A 17,938-nucleotide genomic window follows, 5' to 3' on the forward strand; every position below is an offset into this window, starting at 1 on the left:
CCTTCCGGGGACGGGGGTGGGTCAGGGCATCGTCGCGGGGTGCGCGACCGCGAGCGGGGTGGAGGTGCCGGTGTCGGACGGGACGTCGACGCAGGTGGTGATGCCGCGGGCGGTGAGCAGCGCGGTGTCGCCGAGCCGCGAGCGCAGGACGACCTGTGGGCCGCGGCCGTGCTCCTCGGCGAGCGCCAGCCACGCGGCGGCGAACCGGCCGCCCGGCGCGCTGTCGGCCCGGGTCATCGGGAGCGGCGCTCCGGCGGTGTCGACGTCGTCGAGCACCAGTCCGACCCCCGAGCCGGTGGACGCGGGGCGTCGGGTGTCGTCGGAGGCGGTGGCCACCTCGCGGAAGCGCTCCCCCGTCGGCTTCACCCGGCCGTCGTTCGTGAGCAGTCCGAGGTCGTACTCGAGCTCCGGGAAGTCGGCGAGCGAGCGGGACACGTCGTGCGAGCACCACCACGTCACGCCGAGCAGGTGCTGCACGTCGAGAGCGTGCCGGATGGTCTGCTCGGTGAAGGACCCGGCGTCGGCGACGTCCACGACGTTCGTCGGCGCGCCGACTTCCTGCAGCCAGTTCGGTCTGTCCGCGTCACGGTTCCACGCCGCCGCGAGCTGCAGCAGGTACTCGCCGTGCCGGACCGAACCGGCTCCGAGGGCGCCGTGCACCGCGGCCGAGCCGTTGAACACCCACGAGTGCGTGACGGTTGCGTCGCCGTGGTCGGCCGCGTGCTCGGGCCCGAACGGCTGCGCGTCGTCGTACCAGGCGGCGTCGTACTGTGCCAACGTGACCAGTGGTGCCGGGGCCGACCCTCTGCCGGAGGCGAGCGACGCGTCGGACGGGTGCCGAGCCTCCAGGCCGGACGCGCCGGACGACAGGCCGGACCGCGCCGCGGCGACCATCCGTGCCGCCCACGCGTGCCCCTCGGCCGCCGTGATGTCGTGCGGCGACGGGTGTGGCGCGTGCGCGAACTGGTTGACCTCGTTGCCGATCGTGATGCCGAGCAGGTTCGGCCGGTCACCCACGGCGGCGGCGAGGGCGTGCACGTACGCGGCCGTCGAGTCGACGACGTCCGGGTCGGTGAACATGTTCCGACGGTGCCACGAGTCGAGCCACGACGGCAGGAAGTCGAAGCTCGACAGGTGCCCCTGCAGCGCGTCGACGTTGACGTCGAGCCCGAACGACGCCGCGATGTCGACGACGCGGGCGACGTCCTCGAGCGCCGAGGCCCTGATCAGCGTCCGGTTCGGCTGCATGACGGGCCAGAGCGGGAAGATCCGCACGTGGTCGGCGCCGAGGGACGCGATCGCCTCGAGGTCGCGCGCCGTCTCGGAGCACGAGAAGTCGAGCCACGAGTGGAACCACCCCACCGACGGCGTGTAGTTGACCCCGAATCGCATCAGCCCTTCACACCGCCCTCTTCCACGCCCTTGAAGAAGAAGCGCTGCAGGACGGCGAAGATCACGGCGATCGGGATGAACGCGATCATGGTGCCGGCCGCGATGAGCCGTTGGTCGGTGCCGAACGTGCCGCGCAGGTACTCGAGCCCGACGGTCAGCGTCAGCTTCTCCGGGGACTGCAGGACGATGAGCGGCCAGAGGAAGTCGTCCCACGCGCCGATGAACGAGAAGATCGCGATGACGGCGATCGTGCCCTGGACGGCCGGGAGCGAGATGTACCGCAACCGCTGCCATGCGTTCGCGCCGTCCATCACCGCGGCCTGGTCGATCTCGTCCGGGATCTGCCGGAACGCGTTGAACATGAGCAGCACGTTGAGGGCGGCGATCATGCCCGGGAGGGCGACGCCGACCAGGTTGTCGGCGAGGCCGAGGTCCTTCACGGTGACGAACTGGGAGATGATCGTCGCCTCTCCCGGCAGGACGAGCGTCGCGAGGAACAGTCCGAGGACGGCCTTGCGGAAGCGCCACTGCAGGCGGGCGAGGGCGAAGCCGGCGAAGGTCGCGAACACGATGTTCCCGAGGACGTCGATCGCGGCGACGACGAGCGAGTTGCCGATGTACCCGAACACCGGGATCGCGTCGCCGACCCGCAGGTAGTTGCCGATCGTGGGCTGCGTCGGGATGAACGACGGGTTCGCCGTGTAGATGTCCTCGCCGGCGCCCTTCAGCGACGTCGAGAGCTGCCAGAGGAACGGCCCGATGGTGATGAAGAGCACCACGACGAGGAGGACGTAGCGGATCGCCTTCTCGCGGGTGGACATGACGCCCCAGGCGGCCCGGCGGCGGCGCGGACGGGAGGCTCGTCCTCCGCCCGTCGCGCCGGCCACGTCCGGCGTCGGGCTGGCCGCGCCCTGTGCCCCGCCGAGGGCGGGTTCGCTGGTGGTGGTCGTGTTGGTCATCGGTCCGCCCTGCTGTTGATCCGCGCGAGGGCGAGCATCGGGATGAGCGTCACGGCGAAGAGCAGCAGGCTCAGCGCCGACGCGTACCCGAGGTTGCCGGTGAAGCCCCGCGCGTACTGCTGGATGAGCATGACGATCGAGTTGTCCTGGCCGCCGGGGCCACCCGTCCCGTTCGTCAGGATGTAGAGCTCGCTGAACACCCGGAGCGCACTCACGCACACCAGGATCCCGACGAGGGTCATCGTGCCGCGGACGCCGGGCATCGTGACCGACCAGAACCGACGGACCGCACCGGCGCCGTCGAGCGCTGCGGCCTCGTGCAGCTCCTTGCCGACGTTCCCGAGGGCCGCGAGGAAGATGATCATGTAGTACCCGAGGCCCTTCCAGACGGTCAGGCTGATCGCGCTGAACAGGAGGAGCCACCGGTCCGTGAGGAACGGGATGCTCCCCTGCACGATCCCGAGCGACTGCGCCATCTCGTTGATGACACCGCGGTCGTCGAGGATCCAGTTCCAGATCAGCCCGACGACCACGGCGCTGGCGATCACCGGCGTGTAGTACGCCGTCCGGAAGAAGGCGATGCCGGGCAGCTTCTGCTGGACGAGCACGGCCATGAGGAGCGGGAGGACCGTCAGGAGCGGCAGGCAGATCGCCATGTAGACGACGCTGTTGAGCAGCGCCTCCCACACCTGCGGGTCGGCGAGCAGTGTCTGGAAGTTCTGCAGACCGACCCAGCGGCTGACCCCACCGAGCGGGCTGGCGTTCGTGAACGACAGCCGGACGGTGTTGATCGACGGCCAGAGGCTGAACGCGACGAGCCAGACGAGTGCCGGCAGGACGAGCAGCCAGGGGGTGAACCAACGATTCGCGCGCATGGCGATCCTCCCTCTCTCTCTTCTTCGGGGCCGGATCAGCCGTTGGCGAGCAGGGTGTTCATCTTGGTCTGCGCCGTCTCGAGCGCCTGCTTCGCGGTCACCTGGCCCTTCATCGCGAGGGCGATCTGCTGGTCGAGGAAGTCCGTCATCGCGGAGTTCGCCTGGACCGGGTTGAGGTTCTTCGCGGTCTTCAGGGCCTCGTTCGCGAGCACGCGGGCCTTGCCGTTCACGGTGCCGTCGTCCTTCGAGAAGAACGGGTCGGACTGCGAGGACTTCGTCGACGGGAAGATGTTGACCTTGTGGGCGAAGGCCTCTTGGTTGTCGGCGTTCGTCATGTACTGCGCGAAGGCCTCGGCCGTGGCGAGGTGCTTCGACTTGCTCGACACCGACAGGCCCTGCACGTACAGCGGTGGGGTGTCGAGCGCCGGGGAGACCGTGACCTTGCCCTTCAGCGACGGGTTGTTCTTCTCGATGTCGCTGAGCGCGGTGGCGCCACCGGTCGTCCATGCGACCTTGCCCTGCGTGAACAGGGTGGAGTTGCCGAGGTAGTCGCTGTTCAGGACCGTGGAGGGCATGAGGCCGTCCTGGTAGGCCTTGGCGTAGCGGTCGATGAGGTCGGCCGCCTTGGTCGAGTCCGCGAAGGTGAACTTCGTGCCGTCGGCGTTGATGATCTTCACGCCGGCGAGCGAGAAGTCGCTGAGGCCCGGCTTGCGGCTCATCAGGTAGTCGTCGGGGCAGGCCTTGTGCATCGTCTCGGCCTGCGTGAAGAGGTCGTCGACGGTCTTCGGCGGGTTGTCCGCGTCGAGCCCGCACTTGGCGAACATCTCGGAGTTCCAGTAGTCGACGTCGGTGTTGAGGTACCACGGGTAGCCGTACGTGCCGTCGACCCCCTTGTACTCGTACGCATCGAGCGCGCCGGCGACGTAGGTGCTCGAGAGCTTGCTGTCGTCCTTCGACACGTCCTGCAGGAAGCCGCGCTTGGCCAGCGGCAGCGCGATGTCCGGCGGCAGGTTGATGACGTCGGGGAGCGAGTTGCTCGACGCCTGGCTGAGGACCTTGTCCGCGTAGCCGTCGCCGGGCTGGTCCTGGAGCTTGACCTTCGCGTCGGGGTGCTTCTTCTCGAAGCCGGCGATCACGCTGTCGAGGTAGTCGGTGTACGTCGGCGTGAGTGCCCAGGTCTGGAGCGTGATCGTGCCGGAGACCGAGCCGTCGCCGCCGTTCGACGTGCCGCCGCCGGTGGAGCAGCCGGCGAGGACGAGTGCCGTGGCAGCGGCCCCGGCGAGGAGGGCGATGGCGCGCCCGGTGGTGTGTGTGGTCGTTCTCATCGCGTCGGACTCCCTTGTTCGTGGCGACTGAACCGGTTCAGTCCTGGTCGCCGAACCGGTGGATGTGCACGACTATGAAGAACTAAAACGCTATAGTCAAGCCCATGGCCAGCAAGCGACGAACGACGATCGCGGACATCGCCGCGAAGGCCGGCGTGTCGATCAGCGCCGTGTCGTTCGCGCTGAACGACCGCCCCGGGGTGTCCGACGCGACCCGCGCCAGGGTCCGAGCGGTTGCGCGCGAGCTCGACTGGCAGCCGCACACCGCGGCACGGGCGCTCGGGGGCGCACGGGCCGGATCGATCGGGTTCGTGCTGAACCGGCCGGCTCGCACGCTCGGCACGGAGTCCTTCTTCGGCGACCTGATCTCGGGTATCCAACTCGGTCTCGCGGGGTCGCACGTCGGGATGAACCTGCTCGTCGCCCGCGATGCCGAGGAGGAGCTCCAGACCTACCGCGACTGGTGGAGCGGACACCGCGTGGACGGTGTCGTGCTCATCGACCCGCGGCGCGACGATCCGCGACTCCGGCTGCTCGCCGACCTCGGCATGCCGACCGTCGTCGTCGGATCGCACCCGTCCCCCGACGGCGCAGCCCCGAGCGTGTGGATCGACGACTCCGAGGCGGCGGACACCGTGTTCCGCTACCTGCACGCTCTCGGGCACCGTCGGATCGCGCACGTCGCCGGGCGCCCGGAGTTCGAGCACACCGCGATGCGGATCGACCGACTCCGCTCGTTCTCGTCGACGCACGGCCTCACCGAGACCGTCTCGATCCCCACCGACTACTCGGCCGAGAGCGGCGCCGCCGCGACCAGGGACCTCCTCTCCCGCGCGGCACCGCCGACGGCGATCGTGTACGACAACGACGTGCTCGCCGTCGCCGGCCTCGGCGTCGCGAGCGAGATGCGCCGGTCGGTCCCGGGTGCCGTGTCCATCGTGTCGTTCGACGACTCGGCGATGATCCAGCTCGTCCGACCCGCGATCACCTCCCTGACGCGTGACACCGTCGAGCTCGGGCAGCGCGCGGCGACCCTGCTCCGTCGGCAGATCGACCTCGAGACCGTGCTGCCGTCCGAGCCAGGACCACTCCTGACCCTCAGCGTGCGCGAGTCGACCGGCCCGGCACCGGCCTGACGACATGCCCGCAGCACGATCGCGCGCGGGCCGTTCGGCGCGCACGACTTGACGACCGTTCGAACACACGTTCGAATACCGTCGTGGGACGGCGTCGCGAGAACCGGTGGCAGCCCCCGGAACACCCGGAGGTCGAACGTCCGCGCGCCTACTCCCTGTCCGACGACGCCCGCGGCCCGGACGCGTGCCACGCCGTCACGCCGGTGCCGGTGTGGGCGTGGATCCAGTTCCCCACCTTCCACGTGCGGGTCAAGGCGTTCGCGAAGAGCTGGACCCGCGATGCCGTGCTCGTCGAGTGGGCGCAGTTCGGGCAACAGGCCGAGGCGTGGGTCTGGCGATCAGCCGTCAAACACCGGACACTCAGGGCCGATCAGGGACGGAACGAGCGCTGAGAGTCCGTATGACGCACTCGATTGACACAGCACACCGCGAGCGAGATCGTTTACGGAGTGCGGGGACGCAAAGAATCTCGATCATCGAGATTTCTGGCTCGGAACGCACGACCGGAAGGAGGCACGATGAAGCGCAGCGAGGTGCCGTCCTGGGTCGCACACGTGCTCACGCCGCCCGAGGTCATCGCCGCCTACGTCGACCGCCGCGTGAACGATCCGGCGCTCCTCTCGGGTGAGCAGCACGAACCGACCTACGCCGACTTCCTCCGCGAGGAGTAGACGGTCACGCCGACGCTCGCCGCGGTGACGCACGCGAGCGCCAAGAGCTCCACGAGTGACAACGCCTCGTGGAGCACGAGGAGTCCGGCGAGCGCGGCGACCGCGGGGCCGAGACTCTGCAGGATGCCGAACACGCGCGTCGGCATCCGCCGGAGCGCGAGCATCTCCAACGCGTAGGGCAGCACGCTCGACAGCACCGCGACCGCGCCGAAGACGACGAGCAGCGTCGGGTCGGCGACGATGCCCGTCACGGCGGTGCGGAGTCCGAACGGCAGGGACACGAGCATCGCGACGAGCATCGACACCGCGAGTCCGTCGACGCCGGGGATGATCGATCCGACGTGCCGGTTCATCACGATGTAGCCGGCCCAGCACACCGCGGCGGCCACGGCGAACGCGATGCCGCCGAGTTGCGTGACCGCGGACGGCCCGACACCGAGCAGGACGACGCCGGCGAGCGCCAGGACCGCCCAGAGCACGTCGCGCCACCGTCGGGTGTGCACGAGCGACAGTGCGAGTGGGCCGAGGAACTCGATCGTCACGGCGACCCCGATGGGGATGCTCGCGAAGGCCAGGTAGATGAACACGTTCATGCCGCCGAGCGCCAGACCGAGGCCGATCGCGCCGAGCCACTGCGCCCGGTTCCAGTGGCGGACACGGGGACGGACGACGAGCGCGAGCACGACCGCACCGATCACGAGCCGGAGCGTGGCCGCGCCGACGGAGCCGACCTCGTCGAAGCGGGTCTTCGCGATGGCGGCGCCGAGCTGCACGGAGACGATCGCGGCGAGCGCCAGCAGCGGAGCGGGCACACGGGTCATCCGAGCGGACCCCGTTTCATCCCAGGTAGGCGAGCACGGCGAGGACGCGGCGGTGGTCCTCGCCGGTGTCCTCGAGCGCGAGCTTGGCGAAGATGCTCGACACGTGCTTCTCGACGGCCCCGGTGCCGATGACGAGCGCCCGGGCGATCGCGGCGTTGGTCCGGCCCTCTGCCATCAGCCCGAGCACCTCGCGCTCGCGCGGCGTGAGCGCCTCGAGTGGGTCGCGGCGGCGGCTCATGAGCTGGGTGACGACCTCGGGGTCGAGGACGGTGCCGCCGGAGGCGATCCGTCGGACGGCGTCGTCGATCTCCTCGAGCCGCGTGACACGGTCCTTGAGCAGGTAGCCGATGCCGGACGAGCCCGACGCGAGGACGTCCTCGGCGTAGGTGGCCTCGACGTACTGCGACAGGAGCAGCACCCCGGTGGACGGTGCGAGTCGGCGGGTCTCGACGGCGGCGCGGACGCCTTCGTCGGTGAAGGTCGGCGGCATCCGGACGTCCATGATGACGACATCCGGGGCGCCATCGGGCAGCGTCGCGAGGAACGAGACGGCGTCGGCGTACTGGCCGACGACCTCGATGCCGGCTTCGTCGAGGACGCGGGACAGCCCCTCGCGGAGCAGGACCGCGTCGTCGACGACGACGGCCCGGATGCGTGCTGCATCCGGGCCGTCGGTCATGCCCCAACCCTACCGGGAGACGGGGACCCTAGCGGGCGGTCGGCACCCCGTTCAGTGCGCCGAGCGGGATCCGCGCGGTGGCCTCGGTCGGACCACCCTCGGGGCTCGACACCGTCAGCTCGCCGTCGAGGGCTCGCATGCGCCCCATGAGCCCCTCGATGCCGTGGCCCTCCTGCACGCTCGCTCCCCCGACGCCGTCGTCCGTGACGCTCACCGTGAGGTACCAGACCGACGAGGCGTCCACCACGAGCCCCAGGTACACGCCTGCCGTCGACGCTCCGGCGTGCTTCGTCGTGTTCGTCAGGAGCTCGGACACCGTGAAGTACACGTTCCGCTGGATCTCCGTCGCGAGCTCGAGCCCGTCGGGCAGGCGGACGTCGAGTCCGACGGGGATCGGGGTGCGTGCGACGAGGGCCTCGAGCGCTGCGACCAGCCCGCGGTCGAGCAGGATCGGCGGCGCGAACCCGCGGGAGAGTGCGCGGAGCTCGTCGAGCGCGTCCTTCGCGTGCTCCGACGCCTCGCCGATGAGCTGCTTCGCCTTGTCGGGGTCCTTGTCGAAGGCACGCTCCGCGGCCGAGAGGTCCATCCGGAGCCGCACGAGCCGCTGCTGCGGGCCGTCGTGCAGGTCACGCTCGATCTGTCGGAGCGCCTGTCCCTCGGCCGTCACCGCACCGGCGCGGGAGGCCTGCAGACCGGCGACCCGACGCTCGAGCACCTCGGCACGGAACCCGCCGAGCAGCCCGAAGTCGACCCAGTAGTGCGCGAGCACCGAGCCGCGCGCCCAGAGCGGGAACAGCACGACCGATGCCGAGACGCTCACCGCGCAGGCCAGCGCCCCGAGGATCCACGCCCAGCTCTGGTCGAAGCTGTTCTGCATCAGGAAGACGTTGATGTCCCAGCCGTAGCGCAGCGCGGTGAACCCGGCGACGAACGGCCCGAAGAACCCGACGACGAGCAGCGCACCGGCGCCCACCGTGACGAGCGCGGTGAGCGGGTAGACGACCGCGGCGTGCAGCAGGTACAGCCAGTAGTGCGGGTTCGCGACCGCCGAGCCCGTCCGCGTCCACCAGTTCTGCTGCCAGCGCGGCGTCCAGTCCACCGGGCGGATCGGCCGGGGGTCCGCCCACGAGATGCGGAGCCGCTCGAATTGCCCGAGCCACCGCGCCACGAACAGCGCGATGAAGAACATCAGCAGAACGAACGGGTTGAAGAGGTCACGGAATCCGCCACCGAGGACCGCTGCGGGGAAGACGAAGTAGAGCGTGCAGAGGAGCACCGCCGTCAGCGCCATGTAGCCGAAGTCGCGCGGGAGCCGCTTCCATGCCTCGCGGTAGAACGAGCCGGCGGTGGGCTGCGGGGGCATGGGCGGTGTGGCTCCTGGCGGTGCGGGGATGGCGTCGTCCAGCGGCACGGTGATTGCCTGGTCGAGACGGTCGGTGTCGGTCATGGGTCAAGCCTCGCGAACGTGGGCTTCCCGCCCCATCCTGCCCCCTCCCGGATCCGGGGTGGGGATAACCCCACCCCGCTCGGACCGCCCATAGTATGTTGCATCCATGGACGCAGCTGTCAGGGACCGATGGATCGCCCTCGCCGCGGTGGTCGCCGCGCTCGCACCCGCGCTGAGCGGTTTCGCGGGCCTGGTGACCCTGACGCAGTGGGACCCCGGGACGATCGCCCTGCGCGTCGGCGCCGTCGTCGGCGGGCTCGCGGCGGTCGTCGTGGGGTGGGTCGCGTGGCGTCGGAGCGACCGGACAACACTCGGGTTCGCACTGGCGGTGCTCTGCTTCGCGCTGAGCTGGGTCCCGCTGGGCGCGCTGTCGTTCCCCGTCTCGACGATCCTGTCGATCGCGTCGGAGGCCCTGCTCATCGCGTTCGGCGTCGTGGTGCTCCGGCGCAGCACCGGCGCGACGCGGATCGCCGGCTGGGTGATCGCCGTCGCCGCCGCGGTGTGGCTGCTCGGCGGCCTCGCGATCTGGCTCGGCACCCTTCCCCAGGCGACGCAGACCATGCTCACCATCCTCTTCACGACCCCGGCGGTCGCCCAGATCGTCGCGTTCCTCGCCGCCGCCGCGCTCTTCGTCGGCCCGCTCCTCCGTCCGGTCCGTGCCGGAGCGCGGTACCTCTGGACCACGGCCGACGTGCGCTGACACATGGCCGACGCGCTCCGCGCGCTGGTGGATGCGGTCGGACTGCAGGTCGCGTACAGCGACGAACTGGAGGCTGACCCCGGCTCCGCCTGGACCCATCACTTCCCGGATGAGCGGCCTGGCCACCTGTGGATCGCCACGCAGTCCGACCAGATCTGGGTGGGCCGCGGCGAGGACGAGGAGATGCTCGAACGCGGCAAAGCGGCCTTCCTGTCTCCCGGTGCGCCGGCATGGGTGGGGACGGATCCGGCCGGGAACCCGCCTCCACGCGTCTCCAATCCGGACGCCGACTTCGGCCTCCCGTTCCAGATGACCGGAGTGCACCACGGCATCGCGACGTTCGGCCCGTTGATGCCCGAGGCGCTCGCACTCCCCGACTTCTCCACGACCGCAGGGCACCCCTTCGCGGACACCGACGTCGCGGTGACGCTGCGGCACATCGTCGAGCAGGGCGCGGAGCGGTGGCCGGGTCCGCGGCGCGACGCCCTCGCACGGGTCCTGGTCGTCGCGCTCGTCGCAGCATGGCGCCCGCCGGTTCTCCGAGACAACAGCCTCACGCGCTGCATCGACGCCATCGCGGAACCCGGGCCGTCGCCGACGGTGCCGGAGCTCGCCGCGCTCGCGAACGTCTCACCGTCCACGCTCCTCCGTCGCTTTCGTGCCCAGACCGGCCTGACACCCGACGAGTTCTCCAGGTGGCTCCGGACACTCGAGGTCAGGACGGCACTGCGCCTCGGCGCCGAGCCCACCGACGCCGCACGACGGTTCGGGTTCCGGTCCGCGAAGGCGCTCCGCCGGACGCTCGCACGGGTCGACGCGAGCGCGGACGACATCGTTCGGGCCGGACCAGGACTTTGGATTCGGTGATGACGGATCCGGTTCCCGATCCCCGGGGTTCGGGGACCGGATCCGTCATCGGGAAAAGGGAAAACCTGCGCGCAGGATCGGGGGGGCCGCTTGGGGTGAGGTCAGGCGCGCGGTGGGAAAGCGGGCGCGCGCGAGTGCGCGCGAGTGGGCGAGCAGGCGCGGGTCAGGAGGCCGCGGTGGCCAGACGGGTCGCGCGGCGGGCGGCCTGTTCCTCGGGGTCGGGGACCGGGGCTGCCTGGATGAGTCGGCGGGTGTACGGGTCCTGTGGGTCGCGGAGGATGTCGTCGCACGTGCCCTGCTCGGCGACACGGCCCTGGTGCAGCACGACGACGCGGTCGCACAGGGTGTCGACGACGGCGAGGTCGTGGGTCACGAACAGGCATGCGAACCCGAGGCGCTCCTGGAGCTCGCGGAACACGTCCAGCACGCGCGCCTGGACCGACACGTCGAGCGCACTCGTCGGCTCGTCGGCGATGAGCAGCGCCGGGTCGAGGGCCACGGCGCGGGCGATGGCGACGCGTTGCCGTTGTCCTCCCGAGAGCTCGTGCGGGAACCGCTCGCGGAACCCGCCGTCGAGCCCGACGTCGGACAGGAGCCGTTCGACGCGTTCCTCGGTCTCCCGCGCGGACAGCCGGAGGATCTGCCGCAGCGGCTCCGCCACCGTCTGGCCGACCGAGTAGCGGGGGTTGAGCGACCGGAGCGGGTTCTGGAAGACGACACCGACACGCTGCCGCATCGTGCGACGCGCAGCACGGCTCGCTCCGGCGACGTCCGTGCCGTCCACTGAGATCGTGCCGCCGGTGATCGGCGCGAGGCCGACCGCAGCCCGCCCGATGGTCGTCTTGCCGCTGCCGGACTCGCCGACCAGACCGACGATCTCCCCGCGCCCGACGGTGAACGAAACGTCGTCGACGGCTCGGAAGCGCCGTCGCAACCCGCCGCCGTACTCGACGACGAGACCTCGGACGTCCAGGACGGTCGTCGGGACCGGCGTGGCGGGTTCGACCCGGTCCTCCCGCGCGTGCAGCGCCATGCGGGGGACGGCGGCCAACAGGTCACGGGTGTAGTCGGCGGCGGGGGCCGCGAAGACGGCGCTCGCCGTCCCGGTCTCGACGACCTGGCCACGACGCATCACGACGACGCGGTCGGCGATGTCGGCGACGACGCCCATGTCGTGCGTGATGAGGAGGATCGCGGTGCCGGTGCGATCCCGGAGCCGTCGGAGCACGTCGAGGACCTCGGCCTGGACGGTGACGTCGAGCGCGGTCGTCGGCTCGTCCGCGATGAGGAGTTCTGGGTCGGCGGCGAGCGCCATCGCGATCATCACGCGTTGGCACTGTCCTCCCGACAGTTCATGCGGGTACTGCCGCAGCCGGCGCTCGGGTTCCGGGACCTCGACCACGCGCAGCAGCTCGAGGGACCGCTCGCGCGCACCGGCCCGGTCGAGCGACGGATCGGCGCGGCGGACCGCTTCCGCGATCTGGAACCCGATGGTGAACACCGGGTTGAGCGCGGCCGACGGGTCCTGGAAGATCATCGACACGCGGCGGCCACGGACCTCGCGGAGGTGCTGCTCGCTCGCGGTCAGGACCTCGACACCACCGAGCACGATCGAACCGGACGCGCGTGCCCCGTCCGGCGCGATGCCCATGGCCGTCATCGCGGTCATGCTCTTCCCGGAGCCGGACTCACCGACGACCGCGACCACCTCGCCGCGTGCGACCGTGAAGGACGCGTCGTCGACGGCGACGACGCGCTCGCCGTCGATGTCGAACACGACGGTGAGGTGGTCGATCTCGAGCACGTGGTCGGTCATGGCGATCCCGTTCCTGGTGCGTCGTCGCCCGTGTCCCGCGCGGCCTTGAAGGCCTCCCAGTCCTCGAGCATCTTGTGGTGGTGGCCGTTCAGCCACTGCATGTAGTCGCGGCCGTTGCGGAGTCGCTCGCGCACGGGAGCGTCGACGTCCCCCGCCGCGGTGTGGCCGTCCTGCTCGACCACGGCGAGCCCGCGGGCGATGATGTCGCGCTGCCGGTCGAGGTACTTCCGCTCCCCGGCGAGCCAGCTGCCCCACACGTCGGTCTCGGCGCGGAAGAAGTGGCTCCGCTCCCCCGGCACCGTGTGACGCTTCACGAACCCCGAGTCGGCGAGCCGCCTCGTGGCCATCGAAACAGATCCCGAGCTGGCGCCGAGTGCTGCCTGCAGGTCCGCGGAGGACGAGTACGGGGCTCGCGTCATGATGAGGTAGCCGAGCACCCTCGCATCGGTGAGCGGCATGCCGGCGCCGTCCGCGAGCATGATCGCGAACTCCTCGACGAACGCCTGGCGCTCGGGTTCGAGGTGCAGGTGGTCGGCCCGGTCCCCCTCGGTGCCGTTGCTCACGCCAGGCCCGCCGCGACCGTCGGGGTCTCCTCGGGGACGGACCACGGCTCTTCGCTCATGCCGCCACTGCCGCGGATGCCGGTCACCGCGCCGTCGGCGTCGCGGGTGAACACGATGTCCTCGTCGACGGAGCCGAAGCGGTTGCCGTGGGTCATCCGGAGGGTGTCGGCGTCGACGACCTCCAGGCGCGTCGGCGACTCGAGGGGGTCGGGGCCGGACGGGTCGATCGCGAGCAGGCGGTCCCCGACCCGCGCGACGTCGGTGACGCCCCACGGGTTCGCGTACCGGCCGGTGTAGCTCGCGGCGACGGCGTCGTCGGTGACCGCAGCTCCGGGTGCGCCGGCGTCTGCGGCGGCGTCGAGCAGGTGCACGATCCCGGTCGCGAGGAGCGTCGCGGGGCCGGCCGCGGCGCTGGTCATCACCGAGACGACGAGCGAGGACGCGGGATCGAAGAGCGACTGCGTGATGTGCCCCGGGAAGCCACCGGAGTGGCCGCGGATCTCACGACCCCCGATACGGTCGACGATGAACCCGGCACCGTAGCCGCGGGCGCTCGGATCGTCGTCGGATGCGCTCCACGACTTCCGCTGCGCCAGACGCTTCGAGTGGTCACTCAGCAGGTCGCCCTGGCCGAGGACGTGTGCGGAGAAGTAGCGGACCAGGTCCGAGGCGGTGCCGTGGAACCCGGTCGCCGCGGCCATCGCCCGGGTGTCGACGTGGGCGATGCGCTGCCGCGTGCGCGCGACGTGGAAGCCGGAGTAGCCGACGACGAACTCGTCCTCGCGGGCGGGGTCGTAGTCGGGGCCGGTGTTCCGCAGGCCCAGGGGTTCGACGACGGCCTCACGGACGAAGTCGTTGTAGGACTTCCCCGACACCGCGGCGATGACCAGCCCGAGCAACGAGTACCCGAGGTTGGAGTAGTTGAACGACGACCCGGCCGGGACCTTCTGTCCACGGTCGAGCACGAGCGCCAGGAGCTCGGACTCGTCCGGGAACGCGCGCTGCAGCGACCAGTAGTCGCCGTCGTGCCCGTCGCGGATGACGCCTGCGCCCATCTCCATGAGCTCCCGGATCGTGGCGTCCGCGATGGGCGACCCGCCGTCGACCAGCGCCGGGACGTACGTGCCGACGGTGTCGTCGAGTCGGAGGGACCCGCGCTCCGCGAGCAGCAGGAGCGCGGTCGCGGTGAACGTCTTCGAGTGCGACGCGATCCGGAAGATGTCCTCCGTGGTCAGGCGGCGGCCGGCCTCGACGTCCGCGTACCCCCAGGCGTCGGAGAAGAGCTCCTGGCCCTGGAACCCGATCGCGACCTGCACGCCGGGCACACGGAGCTGCCAGACCTTGTACGCCACCCACTCGCGGATGTAGGGCAGGGTCTTCCGGTACGCGTCCAGCGTGACGGCGGTGTCGGTCATGGTGTCCTCTCGAGGTCTGGTCACTTGGGTCAAGACTGGCCTGTTCAACGCCGTCGGGGGTCGAGCGCCGCGCGCAGCGTGTCGCCGAGCGCGATCACGGCGAGCACGGTGACCGCGAGGAAGGTGGCGGGAGCGATGAGCATGTGCGGGGCGCGGAGGAACTGGCTCGTGGCAGCGGAGAGCTGCAGCCCCCAGGAGATCGCCGGGCTCTCCAGGCCGATGCCGAGGTAGGTCAGGGTCGACTCGGACACGATCACCCCGCCGATCGTGATCGTCGCGAGGACGAGCAGCGGCGAGATCGACGACGGCAGCACGTACCTGGTCGTGATGCGCCACGTGGAGAGTCCCATCGTGCGGGCGGCGAGCACGAACTCGGCGTTCCGGACGCCGCGGACGCTCGAACGGACGAGTCGGGCCATGGTCGGCCAGCCGAAGAGCGCGAGCACGAGCGACACGGTCAGGACCGAGCGCTCGCCGACGCTGTTCAGCACGACGACGGCACCGAGCAGGAACGGGAAGCCGAGGAACACGTCCGTCAGGCGCGCGAGGACCGCGTCCACCCATCCGCCGACCATGCCCGCGACGGTACCGACGACGACCGCGACCATGCCGGCGAGCACGGTGGTCAGCACGGCGACGGAGATCGACGACCGGGTGCCGTAGACCACGTTCGCGTACACGTCGCACCCCTGCAGGTCGAACCCGAACGGGTGCCCGGCCGTCGGGGACGCACCGCTCCGCCCGAGCTGGCAGACGCGGGGGTCCCCGTGGCCGAAGAGCCCGGCGAACAGCTGCGGGAAGGCCGCGATGAGCAGGATGATCGCGAGCACTGCTGCGGGTACCCAGAACCCCGGGGTCCGGACTGCCGCGACGAGGGGCCGGCGTCGAGCGGCGACGACCGGTTCGACCGTCGCGCCGATGGCTGATGTGGTCATGCGGCGGCTCCCGTCCGGACGCGCGGGTCGAGGGCGGCGTGCAGCAGGTCGACGAGCACGCTCGTGACCAGGAAGACGAGGATGAGCGCCGTCGAGATCCCGACGACCACCGCGCCCTCGTGCGACCGGATCCCCTGGAACAGCAGGTTCCCGACGCCTGGGAGGTTGAAGATGCCCTCGATGATCACGGTGCCGCCCATCAGGTACCCGAGGTCCGTCGCCAGGTAGGTCGCCGTCGGGATGAGCGAGTTCCGCATCACGTGCACCCCGACGATCCGCCCCGGCGTGAGTCCCTTCGCGCGGGCCGTCCGGACGTAGTCGGCGTCGAGCGTCTCGATCATCGACGTCCTGGTGAGCCGGGACACCGCCGCGAGGCCGAACAGCGCGATGACGAACGCCGGCAGGACGTAAGCGGTCGGCCAGCCGGCGGTCGCCCCGGCGACCGGGAACCAGTGCAGCCGCACCGAGAACACGAGCTGCAGCGCGACGCCGAGGACGAACACCGGGATCGCGCCGACGACGATCGTGCCGACGAGCACCGTCCTGTCGAGCGCCGTCCCGCGCTTGAGGGCCGACAGCACACCGAGCCCGATGCCGAGGACGATCTCGAGCGCCCACGCGGTGAGCGCCAGCGTGATCGTGACCGGCCAGCGGGAGGCCATCTGCTCCCCGACCGACTGGCCGTTGAAGTCGGTGCCGAAGTCCCCACGGAACAGCCCGCCGAGGTACTGCACGTACTGCAGCCAGAGCGGCTGGTCGAGGTGGTACTCCGCTCGCAGCGCCCGGACGACCGAGTCGCTGAGCGGTCGGTCGCCGCCGAGCGCCCGGATCGGGTCACCCGGCAGGGCGAAGGTCATCGCGTAGATGAGGAACGTCACCCCGAGGAACACGATCACCAGGCCGCCGAGGCGGCGGCCGACGGTGAGCGTCGGACGCATCACGAGCCTCCCGGGATGGACGCGGACACCGGACTGGGCCCACGGCTCGGCTCCACCACGTGACTCGCGCAGGCGAGGATCGCCCCGAACTGCACCCCCACGAGCTTGCCCACCGGGATCGGCGCCGCGCCGGTCACCGCGTCCGCCTGCCAGAGCGCGTAGCGCTCGGCGAGCCGGTCCCGGAGCCGCCGGAGCGGCGCCGACGCCGTGCCGGCGGTCGTCTCCGCCTCGAGCGCCCGCAGCAGCATGCCGCCGTAACGGAGGCGGAAGCAGCGGACCAGGTCCTCGCAGCCGAACCGCTCGGCAACGGTTGCCATCCGGTCGGCCGGCTCACGATCGGCCCGGGCACGGTCGGTCTCCGGGCCGGAGAGGAGCATCGGGATGAACGCCCGCGACCCCTCGAGGAACGGCGTCTCGATCGTGGTCATCGGCGACGCCAGGTCGAGGATCTCCTGCAGCTCCGTCCCCGACGCACCGAGCTCGTCAGCGCAGCGTCGGAGCAGGTCGGCGTACGACTCGTCCGTCGGCGTCTGGTCGTCGGCGTCGGGGTGGCTCCAGTACGGCAGTTCCGCGACCATGCACAACGCGCCGTGCCGCATCGCCCACGACGCGCTCGACGCCCCGTGGATGTGCTCGCCCGGGTCGACGCCGAGCCCTTCGAGGTAGTCGTACGCCGTCTCGATCCCGTCCATCGCGAACACCGCCGGGGCGAGTTCGCGGAGGAACGGCGACTCGGGCTCCCCGGTGTCGAGCGGCAGCCCGAGCGACTCCGGGACGGCGTGCAGCACGTCGATCACACCGGGGAGGTCCTCGGACAGGTAGTAGTAGACGCCGCCCATCTCGCCGTTGTGCAGTGACACGAGCAGGTCGGGCTCCGTGTCGTCGATGAGGCGCATGAACGCGAGCGTCTCGGGCAGCACCTGGTCGAAGTACACCGACTTGTAGCTGTTCGGGAACGTCCACTCCACCTGGCTGTCCGGAGCCGGCCGGTAGAAGTGCCGCGAGTAGAACACCCGGTCGTGCGGGTCGTGGAACCACGCCTCGTTGAGCCGCATCCCGTCCGGGTCGATCGTCGGGACGATGTGCCAGGTGACGTCGAGCGCGGCCGCCGCCACCGGGTCCTCGAGCATCGTCGACGCCAGATGCAGGGCGGTCCACGAGCCGATCGGTTCGTTCGGGTGCACGCCGCCGACGATGACGGCGGCGTGCGACCCGGAACCGATGCGGTAGCTGTGGAGCGGCTCACCGAGCCGGCTCGTCCCGATGCGGGTGACCGTGACCTGGTCCGGGTGGGCCGCGGCGAGCGCGTCGAACCGGGCGTGCAGGTCGTCGACGAGCGGGAAGCCGTCGTGGTCGGGGACCTCGGAGACGAGGCGGAGGATGGTGTCGCGGTCCATGT

General features: G+C 70.8%; 18 protein-coding genes. 5 read left to right on the plus strand and 13 right to left on the minus strand.

Annotation, left to right across the window (positions count from 1 at the left end):
* Positions 1 to 21: 21 nt before the first annotated feature.
* Genes ACO0E1_RS03365 through ACO0E1_RS03380 form a run of 4 tightly spaced genes read right to left on the minus strand, consistent with a single transcriptional unit; the run spans position 22 to position 4,551 of the window.
* The gene (locus tag ACO0E1_RS03365; RefSeq protein WP_422872895.1) at positions 22 to 1,392 is read right to left on the minus strand and encodes a glycoside hydrolase 5 family protein; all 1,371 of its coding nucleotides are present in this window, start codon (positions 1,390 to 1,392) and stop codon (positions 22 to 24) included.
* On the minus strand, positions 1,392 to 2,351 hold the full coding sequence (locus ACO0E1_RS03370; RefSeq protein ID WP_422872896.1) for a carbohydrate ABC transporter permease: 960 nt from the start codon (positions 2,349 to 2,351) through the stop codon (positions 1,392 to 1,394). The genes ACO0E1_RS03365 and ACO0E1_RS03370 overlap by 1 nt, the downstream gene beginning before the upstream one ends.
* Positions 2,348 to 3,226 (minus strand): carbohydrate ABC transporter permease, encoded by an 879-nt coding sequence (locus tag ACO0E1_RS03375; protein WP_422872897.1) that lies wholly within the window; start codon positions 3,224 to 3,226, stop codon positions 2,348 to 2,350. The genes ACO0E1_RS03370 and ACO0E1_RS03375 overlap by 4 nt, the downstream gene beginning before the upstream one ends.
* 35 nt (positions 3,227 to 3,261) lie before the next feature.
* Complete coding sequence (locus ACO0E1_RS03380; protein ID WP_422872898.1) at positions 3,262 to 4,551, minus strand: ABC transporter substrate-binding protein; 1,290 nt, start codon at positions 4,549 to 4,551, stop codon at positions 3,262 to 3,264.
* 104 nt (positions 4,552 to 4,655) lie between these two features.
* Here ACO0E1_RS03380 and ACO0E1_RS03385 point away from each other — a divergent pair, with 104 nt between their 5' ends.
* From ACO0E1_RS03385 to ACO0E1_RS03395, 3 genes are all read left to right on the plus strand, one after another.
* The gene (locus ACO0E1_RS03385; RefSeq protein WP_422872899.1) at positions 4,656 to 5,687 is read left to right on the plus strand and encodes a LacI family DNA-binding transcriptional regulator; all 1,032 of its coding nucleotides are present in this window, start codon (positions 4,656 to 4,658) and stop codon (positions 5,685 to 5,687) included.
* Positions 5,688 to 5,770: 83 nt separating this feature from the next.
* Positions 5,771 to 6,079, plus strand: a complete 309-nt coding sequence (locus tag ACO0E1_RS03390) for a hypothetical protein (RefSeq protein WP_402729213.1) — start codon at positions 5,771 to 5,773, stop codon at positions 6,077 to 6,079.
* 126 nt (positions 6,080 to 6,205) lie between these two features.
* Complete coding sequence (locus ACO0E1_RS03395; RefSeq protein ID WP_281267341.1) at positions 6,206 to 6,358, plus strand: hypothetical protein; 153 nt, start codon at positions 6,206 to 6,208, stop codon at positions 6,356 to 6,358.
* On the opposite strand, the gene ACO0E1_RS03400 is transcribed toward ACO0E1_RS03395, so the two are convergent.
* The 3 genes from ACO0E1_RS03400 to ACO0E1_RS03410 are packed head-to-tail and all read right to left on the minus strand — an operon-like array spanning position 6,331 to position 9,305.
* Positions 6,331 to 7,179 carry an EamA family transporter gene (locus tag ACO0E1_RS03400; protein WP_422872900.1) on the minus strand — a complete coding sequence of 283 codons (849 nt, stop codon included), beginning with the start codon at positions 7,177 to 7,179 and terminating at the stop codon, positions 6,331 to 6,333. The genes ACO0E1_RS03395 and ACO0E1_RS03400 overlap by 28 nt on opposite strands.
* A 16-nt stretch (positions 7,180 to 7,195) precedes the next feature.
* The gene (locus ACO0E1_RS03405; protein WP_422872901.1) at positions 7,196 to 7,858 is read right to left on the minus strand and encodes a response regulator transcription factor; all 663 of its coding nucleotides are present in this window, start codon (positions 7,856 to 7,858) and stop codon (positions 7,196 to 7,198) included.
* 28 nt (positions 7,859 to 7,886) lie between these two features.
* A complete protein-coding gene (locus ACO0E1_RS03410; protein ID WP_422872902.1) occupies positions 7,887 to 9,305 on the minus strand; it encodes a sensor histidine kinase in 1,419 nt (472 codons plus the stop codon).
* A gap of 106 nt (positions 9,306 to 9,411) precedes the next feature.
* Here ACO0E1_RS03410 and ACO0E1_RS03415 point away from each other — a divergent pair, with 106 nt between their 5' ends.
* Both ACO0E1_RS03415 and ACO0E1_RS03420 read left to right on the plus strand, forming a co-directional pair.
* Positions 9,412 to 10,005, plus strand: a complete 594-nt coding sequence (locus ACO0E1_RS03415; RefSeq protein WP_422872903.1) for a hypothetical protein — start codon at positions 9,412 to 9,414, stop codon at positions 10,003 to 10,005.
* A gap of 3 nt (positions 10,006 to 10,008) precedes the next feature.
* Positions 10,009 to 10,872 carry a helix-turn-helix domain-containing protein gene (locus ACO0E1_RS03420; RefSeq protein ID WP_422872904.1) on the plus strand — a complete coding sequence of 288 codons (864 nt, stop codon included), beginning with the start codon at positions 10,009 to 10,011 and terminating at the stop codon, positions 10,870 to 10,872.
* A gap of 163 nt (positions 10,873 to 11,035) precedes the next feature.
* Here ACO0E1_RS03420 and ACO0E1_RS03425 read toward each other — a convergent pair whose 3' ends face one another.
* Genes ACO0E1_RS03425 through ACO0E1_RS03450 form a run of 6 tightly spaced genes read right to left on the minus strand, consistent with a single transcriptional unit; the run spans position 11,036 to position 17,936 of the window.
* Complete coding sequence (locus ACO0E1_RS03425) at positions 11,036 to 12,688, minus strand: ABC transporter ATP-binding protein (RefSeq protein ID WP_422872905.1); 1,653 nt, start codon at positions 12,686 to 12,688, stop codon at positions 11,036 to 11,038.
* On the minus strand, positions 12,685 to 13,251 hold the full coding sequence (locus ACO0E1_RS03430; protein WP_413602431.1) for a GbsR/MarR family transcriptional regulator: 567 nt from the start codon (positions 13,249 to 13,251) through the stop codon (positions 12,685 to 12,687). Before ACO0E1_RS03430 ends, ACO0E1_RS03425 begins: the two co-directional genes overlap by 4 nt.
* Positions 13,248 to 14,666, minus strand: a complete 1,419-nt coding sequence (locus ACO0E1_RS03435; protein ID WP_422872906.1) for a serine hydrolase — start codon at positions 14,664 to 14,666, stop codon at positions 13,248 to 13,250. The genes ACO0E1_RS03430 and ACO0E1_RS03435 overlap by 4 nt, the downstream gene beginning before the upstream one ends.
* 44 nt (positions 14,667 to 14,710) lie before the next feature.
* Positions 14,711 to 15,601 (minus strand): ABC transporter permease, encoded by an 891-nt coding sequence (locus tag ACO0E1_RS03440; protein WP_422872907.1) that lies wholly within the window; start codon positions 15,599 to 15,601, stop codon positions 14,711 to 14,713.
* Entirely contained in the window at positions 15,598 to 16,539 is a 942-nt protein-coding gene (locus tag ACO0E1_RS03445; protein WP_422872908.1) for an ABC transporter permease, read from the minus strand. The genes ACO0E1_RS03440 and ACO0E1_RS03445 overlap by 4 nt, the downstream gene beginning before the upstream one ends.
* The gene (locus ACO0E1_RS03450; protein ID WP_422872909.1) at positions 16,539 to 17,936 is read right to left on the minus strand and encodes a M14 family zinc carboxypeptidase; all 1,398 of its coding nucleotides are present in this window, start codon (positions 17,934 to 17,936) and stop codon (positions 16,539 to 16,541) included. The genes ACO0E1_RS03445 and ACO0E1_RS03450 overlap by 1 nt, the downstream gene beginning before the upstream one ends.
* Positions 17,937 to 17,938 lie beyond the last annotated feature (2 nt).

The organism is Curtobacterium guangdongense, from assembly GCF_049341845.1.
GTDB lineage: Bacteria > Actinomycetota > Actinomycetes > Actinomycetales > Microbacteriaceae > Curtobacterium > Curtobacterium guangdongense.